Origin of the sequence: Blattabacterium cuenoti (assembly GCF_014251795.1) — a bacterium.
GTDB classification, from domain to species: domain Bacteria; phylum Bacteroidota; class Bacteroidia; order Flavobacteriales; family Blattabacteriaceae; genus Blattabacterium; species Blattabacterium cuenoti_AB.
Map to the genome: position 1 here is coordinate 473,432 of NZ_CP059201.1, position 22,462 is coordinate 495,893.

At 26.1% G+C, this 22,462-nt stretch carries 19 protein-coding genes and 2 tRNA genes; 8 read left to right on the forward strand and 13 right to left on the reverse strand.

The features are described from left to right. The first annotated feature begins 34 nt into the window (after window positions 1-34). The 3 genes from mutS (at window position 35) to H0H55_RS02360 (ending at window position 2,812) form a co-directional block, all read left to right on the forward strand. A complete protein-coding gene (gene mutS, locus H0H55_RS02350; RefSeq protein ID WP_185861150.1) occupies window positions 35-2,599 on the forward strand; it encodes a DNA mismatch repair protein MutS in 2,565 nt (854 codons plus the stop codon). A 38-nt stretch (window positions 2,600-2,637) separates the two neighbouring features. Beyond that, window positions 2,638-2,710, forward strand: a tRNA-Gly gene (locus H0H55_RS02355). A 17-nt stretch (window positions 2,711-2,727) separates the two neighbouring features. Next, a tRNA-Leu gene (locus tag H0H55_RS02360) sits at window positions 2,728-2,812 on the forward strand. 3 nt (window positions 2,813-2,815) lie between these two features. On the opposite strand, the gene guaB is transcribed toward H0H55_RS02360, so the two are convergent. Further along, window positions 2,816-4,273, reverse strand: coding sequence for an IMP dehydrogenase (gene guaB / locus H0H55_RS02365; protein WP_185861151.1), 1,458 nt, complete (start codon window positions 4,271-4,273; stop codon window positions 2,816-2,818). Between the two features lie 188 nt (window positions 4,274-4,461). Here guaB and H0H55_RS02370 point away from each other — a divergent pair, with 188 nt between their 5' ends. Then, window positions 4,462-4,743 carry a hypothetical protein gene (locus tag H0H55_RS02370; protein WP_185861152.1) on the forward strand — a complete coding sequence of 94 codons (282 nt, stop codon included), beginning with the start codon at window positions 4,462-4,464 and terminating at the stop codon, window positions 4,741-4,743. A gap of 50 nt (window positions 4,744-4,793) precedes the next feature. Here the strand turns inward: H0H55_RS02370 and rplS are convergent, their stop codons facing one another. From rplS to H0H55_RS02415, 9 genes are read right to left on the reverse strand one after another with little or no spacing between them, the layout of a single operon-like run. Then, complete coding sequence (gene rplS, locus H0H55_RS02375) at window positions 4,794-5,132, reverse strand: 50S ribosomal protein L19 (RefSeq protein ID WP_185861153.1); 339 nt, start codon at window positions 5,130-5,132, stop codon at window positions 4,794-4,796. Window positions 5,133-5,135: 3 nt separating this feature from the next. Then, window positions 5,136-6,527, reverse strand: a complete 1,392-nt coding sequence (glmM, locus tag H0H55_RS02380) for a phosphoglucosamine mutase (RefSeq protein WP_185861154.1) — start codon at window positions 6,525-6,527, stop codon at window positions 5,136-5,138. A 51-nt stretch (window positions 6,528-6,578) separates the two neighbouring features. Then, a complete protein-coding gene (locus tag H0H55_RS02385) occupies window positions 6,579-7,769 on the reverse strand; it encodes an ABC transporter permease (RefSeq protein ID WP_185861155.1) in 1,191 nt (396 codons plus the stop codon). 2 nt (window positions 7,770-7,771) lie between these two features. Next, window positions 7,772-9,301, reverse strand: a complete 1,530-nt coding sequence (gene dnaB, locus H0H55_RS02390; protein ID WP_185861156.1) for a replicative DNA helicase — start codon at window positions 9,299-9,301, stop codon at window positions 7,772-7,774. Window positions 9,302-9,348: 47 nt separating this feature from the next. Beyond that, a complete protein-coding gene (locus H0H55_RS02395) occupies window positions 9,349-10,305 on the reverse strand; it encodes an acetyl-CoA carboxylase carboxyltransferase subunit alpha (protein WP_185861157.1) in 957 nt (318 codons plus the stop codon). 17 nt (window positions 10,306-10,322) lie between these two features. Beyond that, window positions 10,323-11,075, reverse strand: coding sequence for a succinate dehydrogenase/fumarate reductase iron-sulfur subunit (locus H0H55_RS02400; protein ID WP_185861158.1), 753 nt, complete (start codon window positions 11,073-11,075; stop codon window positions 10,323-10,325). Between the two features lie 37 nt (window positions 11,076-11,112). Continuing rightward, window positions 11,113-13,143 (reverse strand): fumarate reductase/succinate dehydrogenase flavoprotein subunit, encoded by a 2,031-nt coding sequence (locus tag H0H55_RS02405; protein ID WP_185861159.1) that lies wholly within the window; start codon window positions 13,141-13,143, stop codon window positions 11,113-11,115. 20 nt (window positions 13,144-13,163) lie between these two features. Further along, window positions 13,164-13,826 carry a succinate dehydrogenase cytochrome b subunit gene (locus tag H0H55_RS02410; RefSeq protein ID WP_238784149.1) on the reverse strand — a complete coding sequence of 221 codons (663 nt, stop codon included), beginning with the start codon at window positions 13,824-13,826 and terminating at the stop codon, window positions 13,164-13,166. A gap of 57 nt (window positions 13,827-13,883) precedes the next feature. Beyond that, window positions 13,884-15,041, reverse strand: coding sequence for a cysteine desulfurase family protein (locus tag H0H55_RS02415; RefSeq protein WP_185861160.1), 1,158 nt, complete (start codon window positions 15,039-15,041; stop codon window positions 13,884-13,886). 231 nt (window positions 15,042-15,272) lie between these two features. Between H0H55_RS02415 and rny the strand changes: the two genes are divergently transcribed. The 3 genes from rny to lpdA all read left to right on the forward strand — a co-directional run bounded on the left by rny (window position 15,273) and on the right by lpdA (window position 19,346). Continuing rightward, window positions 15,273-16,844, forward strand: coding sequence for a ribonuclease Y (gene rny, locus H0H55_RS02420; protein ID WP_185861161.1), 1,572 nt, complete (start codon window positions 15,273-15,275; stop codon window positions 16,842-16,844). Window positions 16,845-16,859: 15 nt separating this feature from the next. Then, on the forward strand, window positions 16,860-17,834 hold the full coding sequence (locus tag H0H55_RS02425; RefSeq protein ID WP_185861162.1) for a deoxyhypusine synthase family protein: 975 nt from the start codon (window positions 16,860-16,862) through the stop codon (window positions 17,832-17,834). 87 nt (window positions 17,835-17,921) lie between these two features. After that, complete coding sequence (lpdA, locus tag H0H55_RS02430) at window positions 17,922-19,346, forward strand: dihydrolipoyl dehydrogenase (protein ID WP_185861577.1); 1,425 nt, start codon at window positions 17,922-17,924, stop codon at window positions 19,344-19,346. Window positions 19,347-19,358: 12 nt separating this feature from the next. Here the strand turns inward: lpdA and H0H55_RS02435 are convergent, their stop codons facing one another. Both H0H55_RS02435 and H0H55_RS02440 read right to left on the reverse strand, forming a co-directional pair. Then, window positions 19,359-20,027: a uracil-DNA glycosylase gene (locus H0H55_RS02435; RefSeq protein WP_185861163.1), complete on the reverse strand. Its 669-nt coding sequence runs from the start codon at window positions 20,025-20,027 to the stop codon at window positions 19,359-19,361. A 5-nt stretch (window positions 20,028-20,032) separates the two neighbouring features. Further along, window positions 20,033-20,362 carry a 4Fe-4S binding protein gene (locus H0H55_RS02440; protein WP_185861164.1) on the reverse strand — a complete coding sequence of 110 codons (330 nt, stop codon included), beginning with the start codon at window positions 20,360-20,362 and terminating at the stop codon, window positions 20,033-20,035. A 32-nt stretch (window positions 20,363-20,394) separates the two neighbouring features. Between H0H55_RS02440 and H0H55_RS02445 the strand changes: the two genes are divergently transcribed. Further along, window positions 20,395-21,438 carry an acyl-CoA reductase gene (locus H0H55_RS02445; protein WP_185861165.1) on the forward strand — a complete coding sequence of 348 codons (1,044 nt, stop codon included), beginning with the start codon at window positions 20,395-20,397 and terminating at the stop codon, window positions 21,436-21,438. Here the strand turns inward: H0H55_RS02445 and ribD are convergent. After that, window positions 21,427-22,458: a bifunctional diaminohydroxyphosphoribosylaminopyrimidine deaminase/5-amino-6-(5-phosphoribosylamino)uracil reductase RibD gene (ribD, locus tag H0H55_RS02450; RefSeq protein ID WP_185861578.1), complete on the reverse strand. Its 1,032-nt coding sequence runs from the start codon at window positions 22,456-22,458 to the stop codon at window positions 21,427-21,429. The two genes, H0H55_RS02445 and ribD, sit on opposite strands and share 12 nt — an antisense overlap. Between the last annotated feature and the right edge of the window lie 4 nt (window positions 22,459-22,462).

Sequence of the window (22,462 nt, forward strand, 5' to 3'; positions counted from 1 at the left end):
TAAATTAATAATCTTCTATTTTTAACAATTTGATATGAATAAAAACGAAACTAAAGAAGAAACTCCATTAATCAAGCAATATAATGATATAAAAACTAAATATCCAGATACAATTTTATTGTTTCAAGTTGGAGATTTTTATGAAATTTTTGGAGAAGATGCCATTAAATGTTCACGAACATTAAATATCGTTTTAACCAAACGATCCCATATCCCATTAGCGGGATTTCCTTATCACTCTTTAAGTACTTATCTCCCAAAATTAATACGTTCAGGATTTCGTGTTGCTATTTGTGATCAGTTAGAAGAATCAAAAAAAGGAAAAAATATTGTCAAAAGAGGAGTAATAGAACTTGTAACTCCAGGAATAACTATAAATGAAAATATTATATATCCAAAATCAAATAATTTTTTAGCTTCTATTTATGTAGAAAATAATCTCAATTTTGGTTTGAGTTTTTTAGATATTTCTACTGGAGAATTTTTTGTTACAGAAGAAACAAAAAATAATGTTGTACAATATTTAAAACATTTTCATCCTAGTGAAATTCTTTTTCAAAAAAAGAAAAAGAACTTTTTTGATCAATTTTTAAAAGGAAAATATTACACTTTTTTAATGGAAGATTGGATGTTTGATTACTCGTTTGCATATGAAAAATTAACATCTCATTTTAAAATTAATTCTTTGAAAGGATTTGGCATTAATGATTTAAAACTAGGAATTATTTCTTGTGGAGCTATTCTATCTTATTTATATAATACATTACATTTTAATATCAAACATATTTCAAACATACGAAAAATAAAAAAGGAAGAATATATGTGGATCGATGATTTTACTTTTCGTAATTTAGAAATATTTCATCCTCTGAATCAAGAAGGAATTTCTCTAATCAACATACTGGACAACACGATTACCCCTATGGGAGGACGTTTATTGAAAAATTGGATTCTTTTTCCTTTAAAAAATTTATTTCATATAAAAAAACGTCATCAAATAGTACAAGAATTATACACTAATAATATGATACGTAATTTTATAAAAGAAAAACTAAAAAATATTTATGATGTAGAAAGAATAACTTCTAAAATAGCTATTGGAAGAATTTCTCCACGTGAAATGTATGCGTTGTATAAATCTTTAATTTCCGTAACAGAGATACAAAAGAAATGTCTACGTCAAAAATCAAAAATATTTATAAATATTGGAAATTCTTTTCAAGATTGTACTTTTATATGTAAAAAAATAGCTGATACAATACAAGAAAACCCTCCAACTCAAATCGAAAAAGGAAAAGAAAATGTTATCAATAAAGGATTTTCCAAGGAATTAGATGAAATTCGTACTCTGTATTTTAATCAAAAAGAATATTTAAAAAAACTTTGTTCAATAGAACAATTGAAAACGGGGATTAATAATTTAAAAATTGGATATAATAATATTTTTGGATATTTTTTTGAAGTTAAAATTTCAAAGAAAAAAAAAGTTCCATCCCATTGGATACAAAAACAAGTTCTGACAAATTCTATTCGATATATTACTGAAGAATTAAAAAATTATGAAATGAAAATTTTAAACGCAGAACAAAAAATATTTTTTTTGGAGAAAGAGATATTTAACAATCTTATCAATCAAATATCAGAAAAAATAGAACCTTTACAAAAAAATGCAAAAATAATTGCAAAATTAGATGTACTATCTTCTTTTTCGAGTTTAGCATTAGAAAATAATTATGTTAAACCAAAAATTAATGATTCTTTAAAAATATCTATAAGAAAAGGACGCCATCCAGTTATTGAAAAAAAATTTATAGATAAAGCCTCTTACATTCCTAATGACATTATTTTAAATAAATCAAATCAACAAATATTAATTATAACTGGGCCAAACATGTCAGGAAAATCTGCGATCTTACGTCAAACTGCTATTATTATACTAATGGCTCATATTGGAAGTTTTGTTCCGGCCAAATATGCGGAAATAGGATTAGTAGATAAAATATTCAGTAGAGTAGGAGCATCTGATAACATTTCTTTAGGAGAATCTACTTTTATGGTAGAAATGAATGAAACAGCAAATATACTCAACAATTTATCAAAAAGGAGTTTTCTTATTTTAGATGAAATTGGAAGAGGAACAAGTACTTATGATGGAATATCAATAGCAAAATCCATCGTTGAATTTTTGCATGAAAAAGAATTACGTCCTTTAACTTTATTTGCAACACATTATCATGAATTAAATGAAATGAGTCAATTCTTCAAAAGAATAAAAAATTATCATGTATCTGTAAAAAAAATAAATGAGAATATTATTTTTATGCGAAAATTAATAGCTGGAGGAAGTGAACATAGTTTTGGTATTTATGTAGCCAAAATATCGGGAATGCCTATAGAAATTATTGAAAAAGCAAAGAATACATTGAAAACATTTCAATTTAATAATAAAAAAAACCAAACGAATCTTAATAAAAAAAAAATTTTTTCTTTATTAAAAAGAATAATTTTATCTTTAAAAAAAACAAAAAATATTGATTCCTTATCATTACAAAATGTAGTTGAAAAAATTCACAAGATTAAAAATTTATTAGATTGTTAAATCTGCACTCAACTTTGTATTTTTAAATTAGTTATTTTGCGAGAATAGCTCAGCTGGCAGAGCACGACCTTGCCAAGGTCGGGGCCACGGGTTCAAATCCCGTTTCTCGCTTTTTTTTACGAAAAAACACCCGGATGGTGGAATTGGTAGACACACAGGACTTAAAATCCTGTGATCGTTTTGATCGTACGGGTTCAAATCCCGTTCCGGGTATTTTTATTTACTATAATTAGGTGATTCTTTAGTAATATTTACACTGTGTGGATGATTTTCTTTTAAACCTGAATTAGTTATTCTAACAAATTTTCCTTTTTGCATAAGTTCTTCAATAGAGGTAACCCCACAATAACCCATTCCAGAACGTAATCCTCCACAAATTTGATAAATGACATCTTTGATTTTTCCTTTATAGGGAACTATAGCTTCTATTCCTTCCGGAACAGATTTTTCATTAAACTGAAAATATCGATCTTTGCTCCCTCTTTTCATAGCTATTAATGAACCCATTCCTACATAAGTTTTAAATTTTCTACCTTGAAAAATTACTTCTTCTCCTGGAGCTTCATCTGTTCCAGCAAATAAACTCCCAATCATAACAGAACTAGCTCCTGCAGCAATAGCTTTAACTATATCTCCTGAATATCTAATACCTCCATCAGAAATTACACTCACATTTCTTTTTTTAGCATATTCATATACATCATTAATAGCTGTAATTTGAGGCATCCCTACTCCAGCTATGACTCTTGTTGTACAAATTGAACCAGATCCAATTCCAACTTTTAAAACATTGGAACCTGCATCTATTAAATCTTTAGCTCCTTCCATAGTGACCACATTTCCTGTCAACAATGTAATTTTAGGAAAAGAATTTCGTATTAATTTTATTGTTTCTAATATTTTGTAAGAATGAGCATGCGCTGAATCTATTGCTATAATATCTACTCCTACTCTTAATAGAGATTCTACTCTTTCTAGAATCTTATTATCTATTCCAATAGCTGCACCTACACGTAACCTTCCTCTAGAATCTTTACAAGCATTAGGATATTCTATTAAATTATCAATATCACGAATCGTGATTAATCCTACTAATTTATTATAATCATCTACAATAGGTAATTTCTCTATTCTTTCTTTTAGTAAAATATTTTTTGCTTTTTCTAACGTAATATTTTTTTTAGATGTAATTAATTTTTCTTTTGTCATTACTTTTTCTACTAAAGAATCTAAATCTGTACGATATTTTATATCTCTTCTAGTTATGATTCCGACTAATGAATGATCTTTTTCTATAACAGGAAAACCAGATATTTTATATTTTTTCATAAGATATTGAGCATATCTTAATGTAGAATTTCTATAAAGAGTAATAGGATCATCTATCATTCCACTTTCGCTTCTTTTTACTCGATAAACTTCTTCCGACTGATTTTTTATATTCATATTTTTATGAATAATTCCTATTCCTCCTTCTCTAGCTATAGATATAGCTAAAGAAGATTCAGTTACTGTATCCATTGCAGCACTCAATATAGGAATATTCATAATAATATCAAGTGTAAGATAAGTTTTCAAAGAAGCTTCTGATGGAAGAATTGAAGAGTAAGAAGGAACAAGTAAAACATCATCAAAAGTAAGAGCCTCTTTTAAAATCTTTTTATTTAAAGACATAATTTTTATTTATTGTTTGTTATATAGTTTATAATAAATACATAATATTCTTATTTTCAAACTAAAAAGAAAAATTAAAATTTAATTGTACTTATTTTTTAAATAAATACAAATTGTGATATATTTTTTCATTCCAAATTTTTATATAAATTTGTCCAGAATATGTAATAACTGAAATACTATCGATTATGATGAAAAAATTAAGAATTACAGTCACTACGATTTTGTTAGCAATATTTTTGTTTACTGTTAGTTGTAATAATAAAAATAAGAATGAAAGTAATTCTTCTACAACAGAAGAAGAAAAAACAACTAATAATAATGAAAATCAATCAGATTCTACTACTAATACTAACACAAATACACCTCCTACAACTAGTGAGGAATCCTCAAAAAATAATCACGAGGAAAATAACAACAATGCATCTGAAAAAGTAACAACTGAAGAAAACGATAAAAATAGTAAATAAAACAGTAACAAAAACGAAAAAAAAGTGCACTTACTTTTTTTTCGTTTTTTTTAGCTTTTTACTTTAGCCTTTTTTCCTTTCAAGGTTCTAAAATAATATATTTTTGATCTTCTGACTTTTCCTTTTTTGTTTACTTCTATTTTTTGAATGTTAGGTTGATTGAAAACAAATATGCGTTCTATTCCTATACCTGCACTTATTTTTCGAATCGTGAATGTTTTAGTTAATCCTTTTCCTTGTTTTTTTATGATCACTCCTTTGAAAGATTGAATCCTTTTTTTTTCTCCTTCTTTAATTTCAAAAAAAACAGTGATTGTATCTCCTGAATGAAATAATGGAAAATCTTTTTTAAACAAAAATTTATTTTCTGTATATTTTATAATATCCATGATTTAATTAATCATAATTTTTTTTATTTCATATATAATTTCTGATGATAAAAAATTAGCTCTTTTCTTTGAAATACTTTCTGCATGTATTCTAACGAAATTTTCAGTGTTCGATTTTCGAATATGCACCCATTCATTGTGTTGAAAATAAATTTTAATTCCATCATTAAAATTCATTTTTTTTCCTTTATATTTTCTTTTTATTATTTTTAATAATATTTGAATTTTTTCATTAGAAAGAAACCGAATTTTTTTTTTCGACATAAAATAGTTAGAATATCTCTTTTTTAATTTAGATAATGGAATCTTCTTAAGTTTAGCTATTTGAGTTAAAAATAATGCAATTCCAATCAAGGCATCTCTTCCATAACGAAAATCAGGATAAATAATACCACCATTTCCTTCTCCTCCAATCACTGCATGAACTTCTTTCATTTTTTTTACAACATGTATTTCTCCAACAGGAGTTGAATAATAGGGAACTCCTTTTTTGATAGAAAGATCTTTTAATGCATGAGAAGATGACAAGGTAGAAACAATAGGACCTAACTGATTTTCCAATATGTAATCTGCTATAGAAACTAAAGTATATTCTTCTCCAAAAAAATCTCCGTTTTCGCAAATAAACACCACACGGTCCACATCTGGATCTACGGCAATTCCTAAATCTGCTCTTAAATCGGGTACTTTTTTACATATTTCTTTTAAATTTTTCTTAATAGGTTCAGGATTATGAACAAAATCCCCATGAGGATCACAATACATTTTAATAACATGAACCCCTAAATATTTCAATAAAGTAGGAACAGCTATTCCTCCTGAAGAATTAATTCCATCTACCACAATACTGAATTGCGATCTTTGAATAATATTTTTATCTATAATAGGTAACTCAAGAATTTTTTCTATATGTTTTTGAAGATAATTTTTTTTGTAAAAAAGTTTTCCGAATTTTTTATATGAGGAAAAATTAAAATATTTTTTTTCGATTATGGATAACAATTTTTGAAAATCCTCTTCATATAAAAATTCTCCATAAGAATTAAACATTTTTAAGCCATTCCAATTTTTAGGATTATGACTTGCTGTTAACATCACTCCTCCATCAGCTTTTTCATTGACAACAGCAATTCCAACACTAGGTGTTGTAGATAAACCAATATTAATAACATCTACTCCAAGAGTTTGGAAAGTGATTATTAAAAATTTTTGAAAGAGAACAGAAGAAACTCTTCCATCTCTACCTAAGATTAAAAAAAATTTTTTTTTATGTTTATATTTTTTTTTCATCCAATAAACATACCCTGCAGCAAATTGGACTATATCTATAGGAGAAAGACCATTTTTTCCTCCTAGTGTCCCTCTTATTCCAGATGAAGATTTTACAAGTGTCAAAAATTAATTGAATTTTCTTATAAAACAAAAATACAAAATAAATTTTTTGATTTATTCAAATTCCATAACTTTTATAGCAGATACTTTTTTAATAAAAAAGAAAGAAGGGAAAAATATTGTTATAAAACAAACAAAAATAACAGAAAAATTTATAATGAGAATATGATATAAGTTAATATAAACAGGAACAAAATCAACAAAATACTGAGTTCGATTTAATGATATTAAATGAAATTTTTTTTGTAAAATTAATAAAGTAATTCCGACAACATTTCCTATAATTAATGAAGGAATCAATACTTGCATGATATAATATAAGAATATTTTATGTATAATTTTATTTTTAGCACCTAAAATTTTTAAAATAGCTATGGTTTTCATTCTTTCTAAAAGAAGTATTAAAATAAATACAATCATATTAATGATAACGGATGCAAAAACAATAAAACTAATTACAATAATATTTGAATCAAATATGTGAATCCAATTTATAACATCATGATTATTTTGAACATTTTGAACTACAAATTCTTTAGGAATTTTTTTAAATAAATTTTTTCCTATATTTTCATAAGAAATAAAAATTTCAAATTTTTTTATTAAATCTTTTTTACATCCATAAATTTTTGGAATTGATTTTATATTTCCAATAATATATACGTCATCAAATTCTGGTATTCCAGTTTCATATAAACCAGAAATTATAAATTTCTTAGAAAGAATAATAGGGTTTCCTTTTTTATCAAAAAATAAAAAATCAATTTTAATGTTTGATCCAATATCTAATCCCAGAGATAAGATTATTTTTTTAGACAAAAAAATATCATTATTAGATAATAATTTTTTTTTATGTTTCGTAATTAAGAAATATTGAAAAAAAATCGGATTATAATCTTCATACAATCCTTTAAATATGTATCGATCTGTTTTTTTATTTCTAGAAATAATCACATTATTTTCAGAAATTCCATGAATTTGTTTGACTAAGTTAGTTTTAAAAAATTTCTTTTCTTTTACAGAAAGAAAAGAATTATATTTTGTAATCAGAATTTGTCCTCTAATATTTAATAATTTATCTTTTATGGTTTTTTTCAATCCAAATCCTATGGAAAAAGTTAGAAAAGTTATAATTAAACCAAAAATTATTGTTATTTCCGTTATTACAACTATTTTTTGAAGAGTTTTATTTTTTCTTGAATCCTCCCAAACCGTTTTTTTAGAAAAAAACCATTCAAAATTCAATGTTATCTTTTATCAAGGTCATCATCTAAATAATTTTCATAATTTTTTTTTTCATAAGAAGATGACATAAAAAAATTTTTTTCTTCTTTTTCAAGAACATTTTTTTTGTAATCTTCTTCCCAAATTGAAGAAGTATATTTTTTTTCTTCTAAATTTTCAAATTTAGCTAGATCACTTATAAATTTTAAACGGAATTTATCTAATCCTCCATTTCTATGTTTAGCAATTATAATTTCTGATTGACCTATGCAAGAATCATTTTCTTCTTCAGAATCCCATATTTTAAATCCATAATATTCAGGTCTGTAAATAAATATAACTATATCTGCATCTTGCTCTATAGCTCCAGATTCTCGTAAATCAGACAATACAGGACGCTTACTCCCTCCTCTTACTTCTACTGCTCTAGAAAGTTGAGATAAAGCTATTATTGGAATATCAAGTTCTTTAGCTATAGATTTCAGACTTCTAGAAATTACTGATATTTCCTGCTCTCTATTTTGTAGTTTAAAACCATGATCATTAGTTCCCATTAATTGCATATAATCTATAAATATTAATTTAATTCCATATTGAGATATTAAACGACGACACTTTGCACGTAAACTAAATATAGATAAAGAAGGAGTATCATCTAAAAATAAAGGAACATTATTTAAATTTTTTGTTTTATAAGACAAACATTTCCAATCTGATTTAGACAAATTTGCTTTTTTAATTTTTTCTAATGAAATACCAGTCTCTGAAGAAATTAATTTAGTAATTAATTGAATTGAAGACATTTCTAATGAAAAAACAATAATTGGTTTTTTTTGATTTACTACTATATTTTTGACCATAGATAACATAAAAGTCGTTTTTCCCATACCTGGTCTGGAAGCTAGTATAATTAAATCAGAATTTTGCCAACCAGAAGTAATATCATCTAATTTATGAAATCCAGAAGAAATTCCGCTCAATCCTTCTTTTTCCGTTTTTTTAATTTTTTCAATAGCTTTTTGTATAAGACATTGAGTTGTTTCATATTTTTTTGCTATTAAATATTTTTGGTTAATCTCAAAAAGTTTTGACTCAGCATGATCTAAAAGATCGAAAACATCCGTAGTTTCTTCATAACATTTTTCAATTATATTAGAAGATATACTGATTAATCTCCTCAAAATAAATTTTTGCAGTACTATGCGACTATGATATTCTATATGTGCAGAAGAAATAACTCTTTGTGTTAATCCAATTAAATATAATTCTCCTCCTACTGATTTCAATTTACCAATTCTACGAAGTTCATCAGAAACAGTGTATAGATCTATAGGTTTAGAATTAAAATATAATTTTTGTATTGCAAAAAATATTTCCTGATGTTCTTTTTTATAAAAAATTTCAGGAAAAAGTATATCAATAACTTCATCTAAACCTTTTTTATCGATCATAATAGCTCCTATAATAGCTTCTTCTAAATCTAATGCTTGAGGAGGGATTCTTCCTTTTATTGAATTAAAACTAAATTGATTCGTTTTTTCCTGTATATTCATAAAATCATTTTAAAAAATATCCTTAATACAAGAAATATAATGAAAATTTATTCATCAAAAACACCAATGGAAATATATTTATTTTTTCTTTTTTTAATAAGAGATTCTATATTAATTTTAGATAATTCTTTGTAATGTTTAATAATTTGTTTTTTTACAAGTTTATAAGCTTTTTCAGGATAAAAATGAGCGCCTCCTAAAGGTTCTTTAATTACATCGTCTATCAAATTTAATTGATGCATATTTTCCGCTGTTAATTTCAATGATTCTGCTGATTTTTCTTTATTATCACGGTTTCCCCAAAGAATTGTAGAACAACTTTCAGGAGAAATAACAGAAAACCAAGAATTTTCCATCATTAATATCTTGTCTCCTATCCCAATACCCAAAGCACCTCCACTAGCTCCCTCTCCTATAATCAAAACAATAATAGGAACTTTTAAACACATCATTTCATAAATATTTCTACCAATAGCTTCTCCTTGTCCTCTTTCTTCCGCTTCAATTCCAGGGGAAGCTCCTGGTGTATCAATAAAAGTAACAATAGGTTTTTCAAACTTTTCAGCCAACTTCATAAAACGTAAAGCTTTTCTATATCCTTCTGGATTAGGCATCCCAAATCTTCTATATTGTCTATCCTTGGTATTTTTTCCTTTTTGAGTTCCAATTAACATAAAAACATTATCTTCTATTTTAGCAAAACCTCCTACTATAGCTTTATCATCACCAAAATGACGATCTCCATGCAATTCTATAAAAGAATCTTTTTTTGTTATGGAATGTATATAATCCAAAGTGTATGGTCTATTTGGATGTCTAGATAATTGAACTCTTTGCCAAGGAGTTAAATTACTGTGTAATTTTTTAATAGTTCTTTCTAATTTGAATTGCAATTGATTGCAAACTTCTTTCATGTTTATCCCACTTTTTTTTTCTATTAATACACAATTCACATACTGGTCATGAATTTCTTGTATTGGCTTTTCAAAATCTAAATACTCCATATTCAAAAAAAACAGAATTAAGTGATAAACGATTGAATATACTCACGATTCATAAAGGAAATATATTCTGTAGATATTCCTTTTGGACATTCCACTTCACATGCTCTGGTATTAGTACAACTCCCGAATCCTTCTTCATCCATTTTTTTGATCATATTCATAACTCTTTTCTTTCTTTCTATTTTACCTTGAGGTAACAAAGCGAATTGTGAAACTTTTGCTGCAACAAATAACATAGCTGATCTATTTTTGCATGCAGCTACACATGCCCCACAACCAATACACGTAGCTGCATCAAAAGCTTTATCTGCTTGATCTTTTGGAATTGGAATCATATTACCATCTACTGTTTTTCCAAATGTATTAACAGAAATATAACCACCTGACATAATAATTCTATCAAAAGAAGATCGATCTACAATAAGATCTTTAATTATAGGAAAAGGTTTAGCCCTCCAAGGTTCTACATATATAGTTTCTTCATCATAAAAATTACGCATATGAAGTTGACAAGTAGTAATAAAATTATCAGGGCCATGAGCTCTTCCATTAATGTATAAAGAACACATTCCACAAATTCCTTCACGACAATCATGATCAAATGATATAGGATAAGAATCTTTCGTATGACTAAATATGATCTGATTATTCAAAACGTCTAACATTTCTAAAAAAGAACTATTAGGTGATATATTAGAAACATTATAAGTTTTAAAATAACCTTTTTCACTACGATTTTTTTGTCTCCATATTTTTAACTTAAAATTCATAAGTTTTTTTTTATAAAATCAAACCTTTGATAACATTTTATTTATAAGAACGCGATTGTACTTTTACAAAAGTAAAATTTAAATTTTCTTTATGCATAATTTCATCACTTATAGAATGATTTTCCTTTTCCTGATATTCCCATAAAGAAACATATTTGTAATGAACGTCATCACGAAGAGCTTCTCCTTCTTTTGTTTGATATTCTTCACGAAAATGACTTCCACAAGATTCTTTTCTGTTTAAAGCATCCATCGCCATTAACTCTCCTAATTCTAAAAAATCCGCTACACGTTCAGCTTTTTCTAATTCAGAATTTAATCCATCATAAATATTTCCAGGAATAAAAACATTTTTCCAAAATTCATTACGAAGTTCTTGTATATTTTTTATAGCTTGGTGTAATCCGATATGATTTCTACTCATTCCTACATATTTCCACATGATGTTTCCAAGTTTTTTGTGAAAAAAATCAACAGGCATCCTTCCATTGTTATTAATAAGTTTTTGAATTCTATTTTTTACTTTTTTTTCTGCTAATTGAAAAGCTATATGTTTGGTCGTTATTTTTTCTTTTATGCATTCAGATAAATAATCTGCTATAGTATATGGTAAAATAAAATATCCATCAGCTAATCCCTGCATTAATGCAGAAGCTCCAAGTCTGTTTGCTCCATGATCAGAAAAATTAGCTTCTCCTATAATATAACATCCAGGAATACTGGACATTAAATTATAATCAACCCATAATCCTCCCATAGTATAATGTACTGCTGGATAAATTTTCATAGGAGTTTGATAAGGGTTATGATTGGTAATTTTTTCATACATATGAAATAAATTTCCATATTTGGATTCCATTATTTTTATTCCTAATTTTTTTTTATTTTTGAAACTGCATTGATCAATTCCAAGCTCTTTAGCTTTTTCTCGTCCGTATTTTTCTATCGAAAAACTAAAATCTAAAAAAACGCCTTCTTGAGTATCATTATTTTCGATTCCAAATCCTTTATCACAACGTTCTTTAGTTGCTCTAGAAGCCACATCTCTTGGAACGAGATTTCCAAAAGAAGGATATCGTCTTTCAAGATAATAATCCCTATCATCTTCACTAAGATCCTCAGGTCTTTTTTCCCCATTCCGTATGGAAATAGCATCTTCTAATTTTTTTGGTACCCATATTCTTCCATCATTCCTCAATGATTCAGACATTAATGTTAATTTAGATTGATAATTTCCATGCACTGGAATACAAGTAGGGTGTATTTGAGTGTAACAAGGATTAGCAAATAATCCTCCTTTTTTATGAACTTTCCATATGGCACTCACATTAGATCCCATTGCATTAGTAGATAAAAAAAATACATTTCCATAACCTCCTGACGCTATGACTACAGCATGTGCTGCATGACATTCTATTTCTCCTGAAACTAAATTTCTAGCTATAATTCCTCTAGTAACTCCATCTATAATAACTAAATCCAACATTTCATGTCGATTATACATTTTAATTCTTCCCATTCCTATTTGTCTAGACATAGAAGAATAACATGCTAATAAAAGTTGTTGTCCTGTTTGGCCCTTTGCATAAAAAGTTCTAGAAACTTTTGTTCCTCCAAAAGATCTGGTTTCCAAATATCCAGCATAATCACGAGCAAATGGCACTCCTTGTGCTACACATTGATCTATAATATTGGAAGAAATTTCTGCTAAACGATATACATTTGCCTCTCTAGATCTATAATCCCCACCTTTAATTGTATCATAAAAAAGTTGATAAATTGAATCATTATCACCTTTATAATTTTTAGAAGCATTAATTCCTCCTTGCGCAGCTACAGAATGTGCTCTTCTTGGAGAGTCTTGATAACAAAAAGCTTTAACTTTATACCCCAATTCTGATAAAGATGCAGCAGCTGAACTTCCGGCAAGTCCTGTTCCAACAACAATAATTTCAATATTGGATCTATTGTTGGGAGATACCAATTTTAAAACAGATTTATGATTTTTCCACTTATGAGTTAACGGCCCTCCTGGAATTTTAGAATTGAAATTATAGGTATTCTTCATTAAGAAATTAAAAATATTAGTTAGTTAAAAAAAAACCAAATAGCAATAATAGAAAATCCAGAACATATAAACCATAGATATAAATAACCAAATTTCTCTATCCATATTAATCTTTTTTTATTAGATAATCCTAAAGATTGAAAAGAAGATTTAAATCCATGATTTAAATGAACAGCTAAAATAAAAAATGAAAACACATATATCAATGTATAAAAAGGATTCTTGAATAAAGATACAACTATATTATAATCAGAAGTTATATGACTATAATTTGAATATTTCATAGGAATCATAAAATTAATAAGATGTAAAACTAAAAAACAAAAAATTAAAACTCCTGAATACACCATTGTTCGACTACTAAACGAAGTGGTCAAATACGAATTTGTAGCGTAATCTATTTCTCCTTTTGTTTTTCTATTTACTAAATGCAATTTAATTCCTAACAAAATATGAATAATAAAACCTATAGCGAGTATATACTCCATTACACGAATAAATATATTTCTTCTCATAAAAAGGACAGCATCATTAAAAGCTTTTTCTCCTGAAAAAAGAAACAAATTTACACTCAAATGTAACAGAAGAAATACCATCAAAAAAACTCCTGTAACAGACATAAGTATTTTTCTACCAACAGAATATCGAAAAAAATTGCAATGATTCACTAACTGGTTATTCACATGTTCATATTTTTGTAAATATAAATAAGATATTCGAAATATTTTACAATAAATTCCTTATCTTCTGATTTCTTGCAAAGCTTTGATGAGTAAATCTATATCTTGTTTTTCATTAAAAATACCAAAAGAAACTCGAATAGGCATCGTTTGATTTAATAAATATTTGTCATATGTAATAGATTGAATAACATGAGATACTTTTTTTATGCTACTATTGCAAGAACTACCTTTAGATACAGAAACTCCCATTAAATCTAAATGAAAATATAATAAATGATCTTTTTTTGTTGGATATAAAAAATTTAATATGGAGGGAATACTTTTGTCAAGATGATAAGATAATCCATTAAAAACGATATCGGGAATTATTTTTTTCAATTCTGAAATACAATAAAATTTTAAATTTTTTAATTTTTTTATATAATTCGAAGAATGGCAATAAGATAAACGTAAAGCTTCTGATAGACCAGCTATTCCATGTATATTTTCTGTACCCGAACGAATTCCGTATTCCTGAATTCCACCAGAAATAAAAGGTTTTATTTTTTTTAAAATATTTTTTCTTATAAAAGCAAAACCTATTCCTTTTGGTCCATAAAATTTATGTGCACTTGCAGTAGCAAAATCAAAAGAAAATTTATCCATTTCAATCGGATAATTTCCAATAATTTGGATTGTATCTGAATGAAAATAAGCATTATATTTTTTACACAAAAAAATTGCTTTATCTATATCTAATAAATTTCCAATTTCATTATTAGCATACATTAAACTCACAAGCGTTTTTTTATGCATATTTTTTTTCAATATTTCTTCCATATTATTAAAATCTAATGTTCCTTTATCATTAATTGAAACAAAATTTACAGATATCTTATATCTAATGGATAGGTCTAAAACTGTTTGTAAAACAGATAAATGTTCTATTTTTGAAGTTAAAATATGTTTAATTCCTAAATCTAATATTGAAGATTTTAATATCAAATTATTTGCTTCAGTTCCTCCTGAAGTAAAAATAATTTCAGAAGGTGATGCTTTAATCCTTTTAGCTATAGATATTCTAGATTCCTCTAATATGGAACGAGCTTCTCTTCCATAACTATGTTGCACAGAAGAAGGATTTCCTAATGAGTATTTAAATGTGTCGATCATGACTTTCAAAACTTCGTTTCTTATAGGAGTAGATGCGGCGTTGTCCAAATATGCTCGTTTCATTTATTTTCGATAGATTTTTATACATACATACAAATATATAATGTATTCAAATCCCGTTTTTTAAAAACATATTTTAATAAAAAATCTCATCTTTAATTTTGTATATTTAATTATAGGGGGGATTCAAGTTCAAGTATTCATTAAAAAAAGCTTTATAGTTTTTTTTAAATATTTGTTGTTTTAATAATGTGATTAAAATGTCTATTTTATTTTTATTTAAATTGAGTGAATATGAAAATAAATGTTGGATTTTCGGTCCTAATGGGGTTTGTGATTGGAATTGTTACATGTTATTTTTTCGGTAAAAAAACTATATTAAAAAAATATATTCAATTATTAGAGAAAGCTAATTTTCAAGCAAAAAAAATTATAAATAATGCAGAAAAAGAAGGAGAATCCATAAAAAAAAATAAAATGCTTCAAGCAAAAGAAAAATTTATAGAACTTAAATCTAAACATGAAAGAAACGTTCATTTAAGAGAGAGAAAAATAATTGATATAGAAAAAAAAACAAGAGAAAAAGAAAATAGATTATCCAAAGAAATAGATATTTATTTTAAAAAAAATAATCGTTTAGAAGCACAAATACATGATTACGAAAAAAAATATAAAATTCTGAAAAATAAACAAGAAGAATTTAAAAATATGCATATTCAACAAATAGAATTACTCGAAAAAATATCTAATTATTCTTCTGAAGAAGCTAAAAACGAATTAATTGAAATTCTAAAAGAAGAAGCAAAAGCCAAAGCACAAACTTACATACAAAATATTATAGAAGAATCACAGCTAACTGCAAAAATGGAGGCAAAAAAAATTGTTATTCAAGCAATTCAAAGAATAGGAACAGAACAAGCAGTTGAAAATGCAGTATCCGTTTTTAATATAGAATCTGATGATGTAAAAGGTCGTATAATTGGAAGAGAAGGAAGAAATATAAGAGCTTTAGAAAAAGCAACAGGAGTAGAAATTATTGTAGATGATACTCCAGAAGCAATTTTATTATCTTGTTTTAATCCTATTCGAAGGGAAATCGCCCGATTATCTCTTCATAAATTAGTTGTAGATGGACGCATACATCCAGCTAGAATTGAAGAAATCGTAGCAAAAACAGAAAAACAAATTGAAGAAGAAATAATAGAAATAGGAAAAAAAAATATTATTGATTTAGGAATTCATGGAATACATCCGGAATTAATTCGAATGATAGGAAGAATGAAATATCGCTCTTCTTATGGACAAAATCTTCTACAGCATTCTCGAGAAGTCGCTCATTTATCAGGAATATTAGCTTCTGAATTAGGATTAAATTCAAAATTTGCAAAACGAGCTGGATTATTACATGATATAGGAAAAGTATCTGAAAACGAATCAGAACTTCCTCATGCTATTTTAGGAATGCAATGGTCAGAAAAATATGGAGAAAATATGGAAGTTTGTAATGCTGTAGGATCACATCATGATGAAATAGAAATGAAAGTGTTAATCTCTCCTATAGTCCAAGTTGCAGATTCTATTAGCGGAGCTCGTCCTGGAGTAAGAAGGAATTCTTTTGAATCTTATTCAAAAAGACTAAAAAATTTAGAAAATATAGCCTTCAGTTTTGATGGAGTAAATAAAGCTTTTGCTATACAAGCAGGAAGAGAATTGCGTGTATTAGTTGAAAGTGATAAAATTGATGATAAAAAAGCTTTTCAATTATCTTGTGATATAACAGAAAAAATAAAAAATGAAATGACTTATCCTGGTCAAATTAAAGTGACAGTTATTAGAGAAACTAGAGCTGTACAAATAGCTAGATAAAATAATAATAAAATTATGAAAGACTCTCCTATTACTTCTTTTATTAAAAAATATTTTCTTCATTTTAATGCTTTAACTTTGTCAGAAGCTGCAGAAGCATATAAATATCATATTCAAAATAATGGAAAAATGATGATCACACTAGCAGGAGCAATGAGCACTGCTGAATTAGGAAAAATATTATCTAAAATGATACGAAAAGATCTAGTTCATATCATTTCTTGTACAGGAGCTAACTTAGAAGAAGATATATTAAATTTAATAGCTCATTCCTATTATAAAAAAATACCTAATTATCGAGATTTAACTCCTAATGATGAAAAAAATTTTTTAAAAAAAGGATATTATAGAGTAACAGATACTTGTATTCCTGAAGAACAAGCTTTTAAAAAATTACAAAAATATATATTAAAAATATGGATGAGAGCTCAAAAGAAATCAGAACGTTATTTTCCTCATGAATACATTTATCAATTATTATTAGAAGATATTTTAGAACCTTATTACAATATAGATGCAAAAAATAGTTGGGTATTAGCTGCAGCAGAAAAAAATCTCCCTATTATAGTTCCAGGGTGGGAAGATAGTACAATTGGAAATATCTTTGCTTCATATTGTATGCAAAAACTATTGAACCCATTCCTTATCAAAAATGGAATTGAATATATGATATATTTGGCAAAATGGTATCAAATAGAATCTGTTAAACATAAAATTGGATTCTTCCAAATTGGAGGTGGAATATCAGGAGATTTTCCTATTTGTGTAGTTCCTATGTTATCTCAAGATATAGGATTTCATCCTACTCCTTTTTGGTCTTATTTTTGTCAAATTTCTGATTCAACGACCAGTTATGGATCTTATTCTGGAGCTATTCCTAATGAAAAAATTACTTGGGGAAAACTTGATAAAGATACTCCAAAATTTATTATCGAATCAGATGCAACTATAGTTGCTCCACTAATTTTTGCATACATATTGAATATGTAATGTTATTACCATAAATGAATTTGATATTGTAATTTTATATGATTTATGTATGTAACTTTACATGAAAATAAAATAAAACTTTTTTTAATGAAAAATTTATACGATCTTGTTGTAATTGGATCTGGTCCAGGTGGTTATATATCTGCAATTAGAGCAAGTCAGTTGGGACTTCGTACTGCTGTTATAGAAAAATATCAAGAATTAGGCGGAACATGTTTAAATGTAGGATGTATTCCTTCTAAATCTCTTTTAGATTCTTCTAAATATTTTTCATTAGCTAAGAAAAATTATTCTTCACATGGAATTTTTTTTGAAAAATTATTTTTTGATTTCAAAAAAATGATGAATAGAAAAAATGAAATAGTAAGAAACATAAATAATGGAATCAAATATTTAATGAAAAAAAATCAAATTGATTTATATCAAGGAATCGGTTCATTTAAATCTGAAAATGTTCTTTCATTGAGAGAGAAAAAATCCTTACAAGAAAAAAAAGAAATCCAATTTCAATATTGTATAATATCTACAGGATCTAAACCTTCAGGTTTATTTAATTTAGATTTTGATATAAAAAACAGAATTATTTCTTCCACAGAAGCTATGAATTTAAACGAAATACCAAAAAAATTAATCATAATTGGAGGAGGGATAATTGGATTAGAATTAGGTTCTATTTTTAATAGATTGGGAAGTAAAATTATTATCATAGAAACTATGGATAAAATTATATCAAATATGGATGATTCTTTAAGTAAAGAAATACAAAATATATTAGAAAGATCTTCCATTCAAATAGAAACTTCTTTATCTATTTCCAATATATTTCAAGAAAATCATGAAGAAATATCTGTTATAGCAAAATATCATAATAATGAAAAAGAAATAAAATTTGTAGGAAATTATTGTTTATTATCAATAGGAAGAACTCCATACACTAAAAATTTAGGTTTAGAAAATATAAAAATCAAAACGAATGAAAAAGGATTTATACTTGTAAATGATAATTTACAAACTTCCATTCGGAATATATATGCTATTGGAGATGTTGTGGGTGGTAAAATGTTAGCACATAAAGCTGAAGAAGAAGGATTACATGCCGTTGAACATATAGTAGGAGAAAAACCAAATAAATTAAATGATAATTTAATTCCTTCAATAATTTATACTTATCCAGAAGTAGCCAGTATTGGGTATTCAGAAAATGAAGTTAAAAAAAATAAAATAGAATATAATGTAGGAATTTTTCCAATGAAAATTTTAGGAAAAGCTCGTACAAGTGGTTGTACAGATGGTTTTTTAAAAATGATTTCTCATAAAAACACAGATGAAATTTTAGGAGTTCATATTATTGGAGATCATGCGTCAGATATGATTATGGAAGCTTCTGTTGCTATGGAATTTCGGTCATCTTCAGAAGATATATATAGAATATGTCATCCTCATCCTACTCTCAGTGAAGCATTCAAAGAAGCTGCTCTACTAAATTTTGAAAATCGTTCTATACATATGTAAATATTTTTTTGATTACCAAAAAATAGTTTTTTTTCCTATTCTTTTTAAGAAATCATTAGTTTTTTCAAAATGTCTAGATCCGAAAAAACCCATATGAGCAGAAAAAGGAGAAGGATGTGATGTTTTTAAAATGTAATGATTATGAAAAGAATTAATTAAATATATTTTTTCTTGAGCCCATTTTCCCCAAAAAAGAAAAACAACATTTTTTTTTCTATTAGAAATAATTTTTATGATTTGATCAGTAAAAAACTCCCATCCTATATTTTTATGAGATAAAGGAGATCCTTTTCTTACCGTTAAAATTGAATTTAGCAATAATACTCCTTGTTTGGCCCAATGAATTAAAGAACCACTATTAGGATATAAATTTTGTTGATTAAAACAATTATTGACTTCTGTAAAGATATTTCTTAAAGAAGGAGGAAAAGGGATTCCATCAGGAACAGAAAAACAAAGTCCATCTGCTTGATTTTCCTTATGATAAGGATCTTGTCCTATAATAACTACTTTTAATTTTTGAAAAGAACAATGTTTCATACAAGAAAAAATATCTCCTATTTTAGGAAAGCAAATAAAACGATTATATTCAATTCTAATAATTTTCAATAATTTTATAAAATAAGGTTTATTATATTCTTCTTGCAAAAAATAATTCCAATTTAATTTTTTTTTTAGCATTATTATTAACGATTTCTGTGCAAAAAATTTTTTTTCACAATAAGAGATTCTTTTTTTTCATAATTACCTGGAACACAACATTGAACTGGACATATGATAACACATTGTGGTTCGTTATAAAATCCCACGCATTCTGTACATTTTTCCGAAACAATAAAATATATATCTTTTTTTTTTGGTTTTTGAAATATAGTTGGATCTAATGTTTTGTTTTTTATCAAAGAAGTGCCATCTGACATTCTCCACTTTTTTCCTCCCTCATAAATTGCTTTATTAGGACATTCTGGTTCACAAGCACCACAGTTGATACATTTTTCTGTAATTTTTATGGACATTTCAATTTAATGTTTTAATAATTTGAATAAAAATGGTTCAAGTTTTTGATAAGTTAGGATTACTATTTAGAGAAGTTAAAAAATTTTATACACATAACAAATATCATTCCAAAGATTCTAAAAAATTTATTCCTTCTTTTCAAAGAATTATTAATAAAATAACTATTAAAAATAATTGGTTTAGAACAGAAGATTTGTTAGTAACTTTTGATCAATGGGGAAAAAATTTAAAAAAAGAAAAGTTAGAATCCTGGATAAATAAATATTCTTTTACAAAGAAGAAATCTAAAAATATTCTTGTTATTATGCCTGGAAATATCCCTATGGTGGGATTTCATGATTTTTTATGCGTTCTTTTATCAGGACATAAAATCATAATTAAATTATCTGAAGAAGATAATTTGCTACTTCCATTTTTATGTGAAATAATAATAAATGAAAAACCTATATTGAAAAATAAAATAAAATTTACAAAAAATATTTTTCATGAAAAATTTGATTATGTAATAGCTACTGGAAACAATAATACAGTGCGTTATTTTGAATATTATTTCAGAAAATATCCTACTTTATTTAGAAAGAGTAGAACTTCTGTGGCAGTATTGCAAGGTAATGAAAAAAAAGAAGAGTTAATAGCTCTCAATCAAGATATGTTGACTTATTCGGGTAGGGGATGTCGAAATGTAGGAAAAATATTTATACCTCGTAATTATAATGTTGATTTGATTTTAAAAAAATCATTTGTATGCGAGTATATTACAAAAAATTACAAGTATATAGATAATTATAGATATTATTTATCCATATTCAAAATGAATAAAGCTTCTTTTCAAAGAAATCATTTTGTTCTTTTTAAAGAAGAAAAAAATTATCATAGTCCGATATCTGTTATTTATTATGAATTTTATGATGATTTAAATCATTTAAGAAAAAAAATTTTAGAAAATCAAAATTCTATACAATGTATAGTATCTAAAAATTTTTTTTATAAAGAGATATTTTTCGGAAAAACACAATATCCAAAATTAGAAGATTATACAGATGGAATTGATACGATTCAATTTTTAAATCGATAATTTAATAAAAAGCCGATCTTTTCCAAGATTCATTTTTTTCGATATGATACCTTCTATTCTTGGTGCTTTTAGTCCATTATCTAATATAACTTCGCATATAAAAATACGACACTCATCCCAAATATTTTCTTTGATAAAGCTTTCTAAAGTTTTCTTTCCTCCTTCTACTATTAGCGATAATATTTTTTTTTTATATAAAAAATTCAATATTTGATTTATTATTTTTTTTTCAAAAGAAATTTGAATATACTCTATGTTTTTTTTGTTCTTTTTATATATTTCTGTAAATACAATAGTATTTTGTGATCCGTCTAAAATAAAATGAGAATTGGAAATACTTAGTTTTTGATCAATAAAAATTCTAACAGGATTTTTATTACAAAACCATTTTCTAACATTTAATTTTGGATTGTCATTCAATACAGTTTTTCTTCCTACTAAAATTCCATCTTCTTCAGATCTCCATTTATGATTGAGTTGTCTAGCATATATCCCACTAATCAAATTATCTTTTTTATTTTTTGAATATATAAAACCATCATCACTTTCTGCCCATTTTAATATGATATAAGGACGTTTTTTTTCATAAAAAGTAAAAAAACGTTTATTTAAGATTCGACATTGATCTTTTAAGACATTCTCTATCACTTCTATTCCATATTTTTTTAATTTTTTAATACCTAAACCCTTGACTTTATCACAAGGGTCTTCTATTCCCACTATTACTCTTGGAATATTTTTTTGAATTATTAAATCGACACAAGGAGGAGTTTCTCCAAAATGAACACATGGTTCCAGTGTAACATATAAAGTAGAATCTAAAAATAGATATTGATCTTTTATATTATTAATAGCTAAAGATTCAGCATGATCCATTCCATATTTATAATGCCATCCTTCCGATATTACTACTCCATTTCTTTCTATTACACATCCAACCATAGGATTGGGAGAAGTAAGTCCTAATCCATTCTTAGCTATCTGTATTGCTCTTCCCATAAAAATTTCTTGATATTTCATTTTC

What these genes read in the sequence shown, in the direction of transcription:
- mutS (WP_185861150.1), top strand. Translation starts at nt 35, where the DNA reads ATGAATAAAAACGAAACTAAAGAAGAAACTCCATTAATCAAGCAATAT.
- guaB (WP_185861151.1), bottom strand. Translation starts at nt 4,273, where the DNA reads ATGTCTTTAAATAAAAAGATTTTAAAAGAGGCTCTTACTTTTGATGAT.
- H0H55_RS02370 (WP_185861152.1), top strand. Translation starts at nt 4,462, where the DNA reads ATGATGAAAAAATTAAGAATTACAGTCACTACGATTTTGTTAGCAATA.
- rplS (WP_185861153.1), bottom strand. Translation starts at nt 5,132, where the DNA reads ATGGATATTATAAAATATACAGAAAATAAATTTTTGTTTAAAAAAGAT.
- dnaB (WP_185861156.1), bottom strand. Translation starts at nt 9,301, where the DNA reads ATGAATATACAGGAAAAAACGAATCAATTTAGTTTTAATTCAATAAAA.
- H0H55_RS02395 (WP_185861157.1), bottom strand. Translation starts at nt 10,305, where the DNA reads ATGGAGTATTTAGATTTTGAAAAGCCAATACAAGAAATTCATGACCAG.
- H0H55_RS02400 (WP_185861158.1), bottom strand. Translation starts at nt 11,075, where the DNA reads ATGAATTTTAAGTTAAAAATATGGAGACAAAAAAATCGTAGTGAAAAA.
- H0H55_RS02405 (WP_185861159.1), bottom strand. Translation starts at nt 13,143, where the DNA reads ATGAAGAATACCTATAATTTCAATTCTAAAATTCCAGGAGGGCCGTTA.
- H0H55_RS02415 (WP_185861160.1), bottom strand. Translation starts at nt 15,041, where the DNA reads ATGAAACGAGCATATTTGGACAACGCCGCATCTACTCCTATAAGAAAC.
- rny (WP_185861161.1), top strand. Translation starts at nt 15,273, where the DNA reads ATGAAAATAAATGTTGGATTTTCGGTCCTAATGGGGTTTGTGATTGGA.
- H0H55_RS02425 (WP_185861162.1), top strand. Translation starts at nt 16,860, where the DNA reads ATGAAAGACTCTCCTATTACTTCTTTTATTAAAAAATATTTTCTTCAT.
- lpdA (WP_185861577.1), top strand. Translation starts at nt 17,922, where the DNA reads ATGAAAAATTTATACGATCTTGTTGTAATTGGATCTGGTCCAGGTGGT.
- H0H55_RS02435 (WP_185861163.1), bottom strand. Translation starts at nt 20,027, where the DNA reads ATGCTAAAAAAAAAATTAAATTGGAATTATTTTTTGCAAGAAGAATAT.
- H0H55_RS02440 (WP_185861164.1), bottom strand. Translation starts at nt 20,362, where the DNA reads ATGTCCATAAAAATTACAGAAAAATGTATCAACTGTGGTGCTTGTGAA.
- H0H55_RS02445 (WP_185861165.1), top strand. Translation starts at nt 20,395, where the DNA reads ATGGTTCAAGTTTTTGATAAGTTAGGATTACTATTTAGAGAAGTTAAA.
- ribD (WP_185861578.1), bottom strand. Translation starts at nt 22,458, where the DNA reads ATGAAATATCAAGAAATTTTTATGGGAAGAGCAATACAGATAGCTAAG.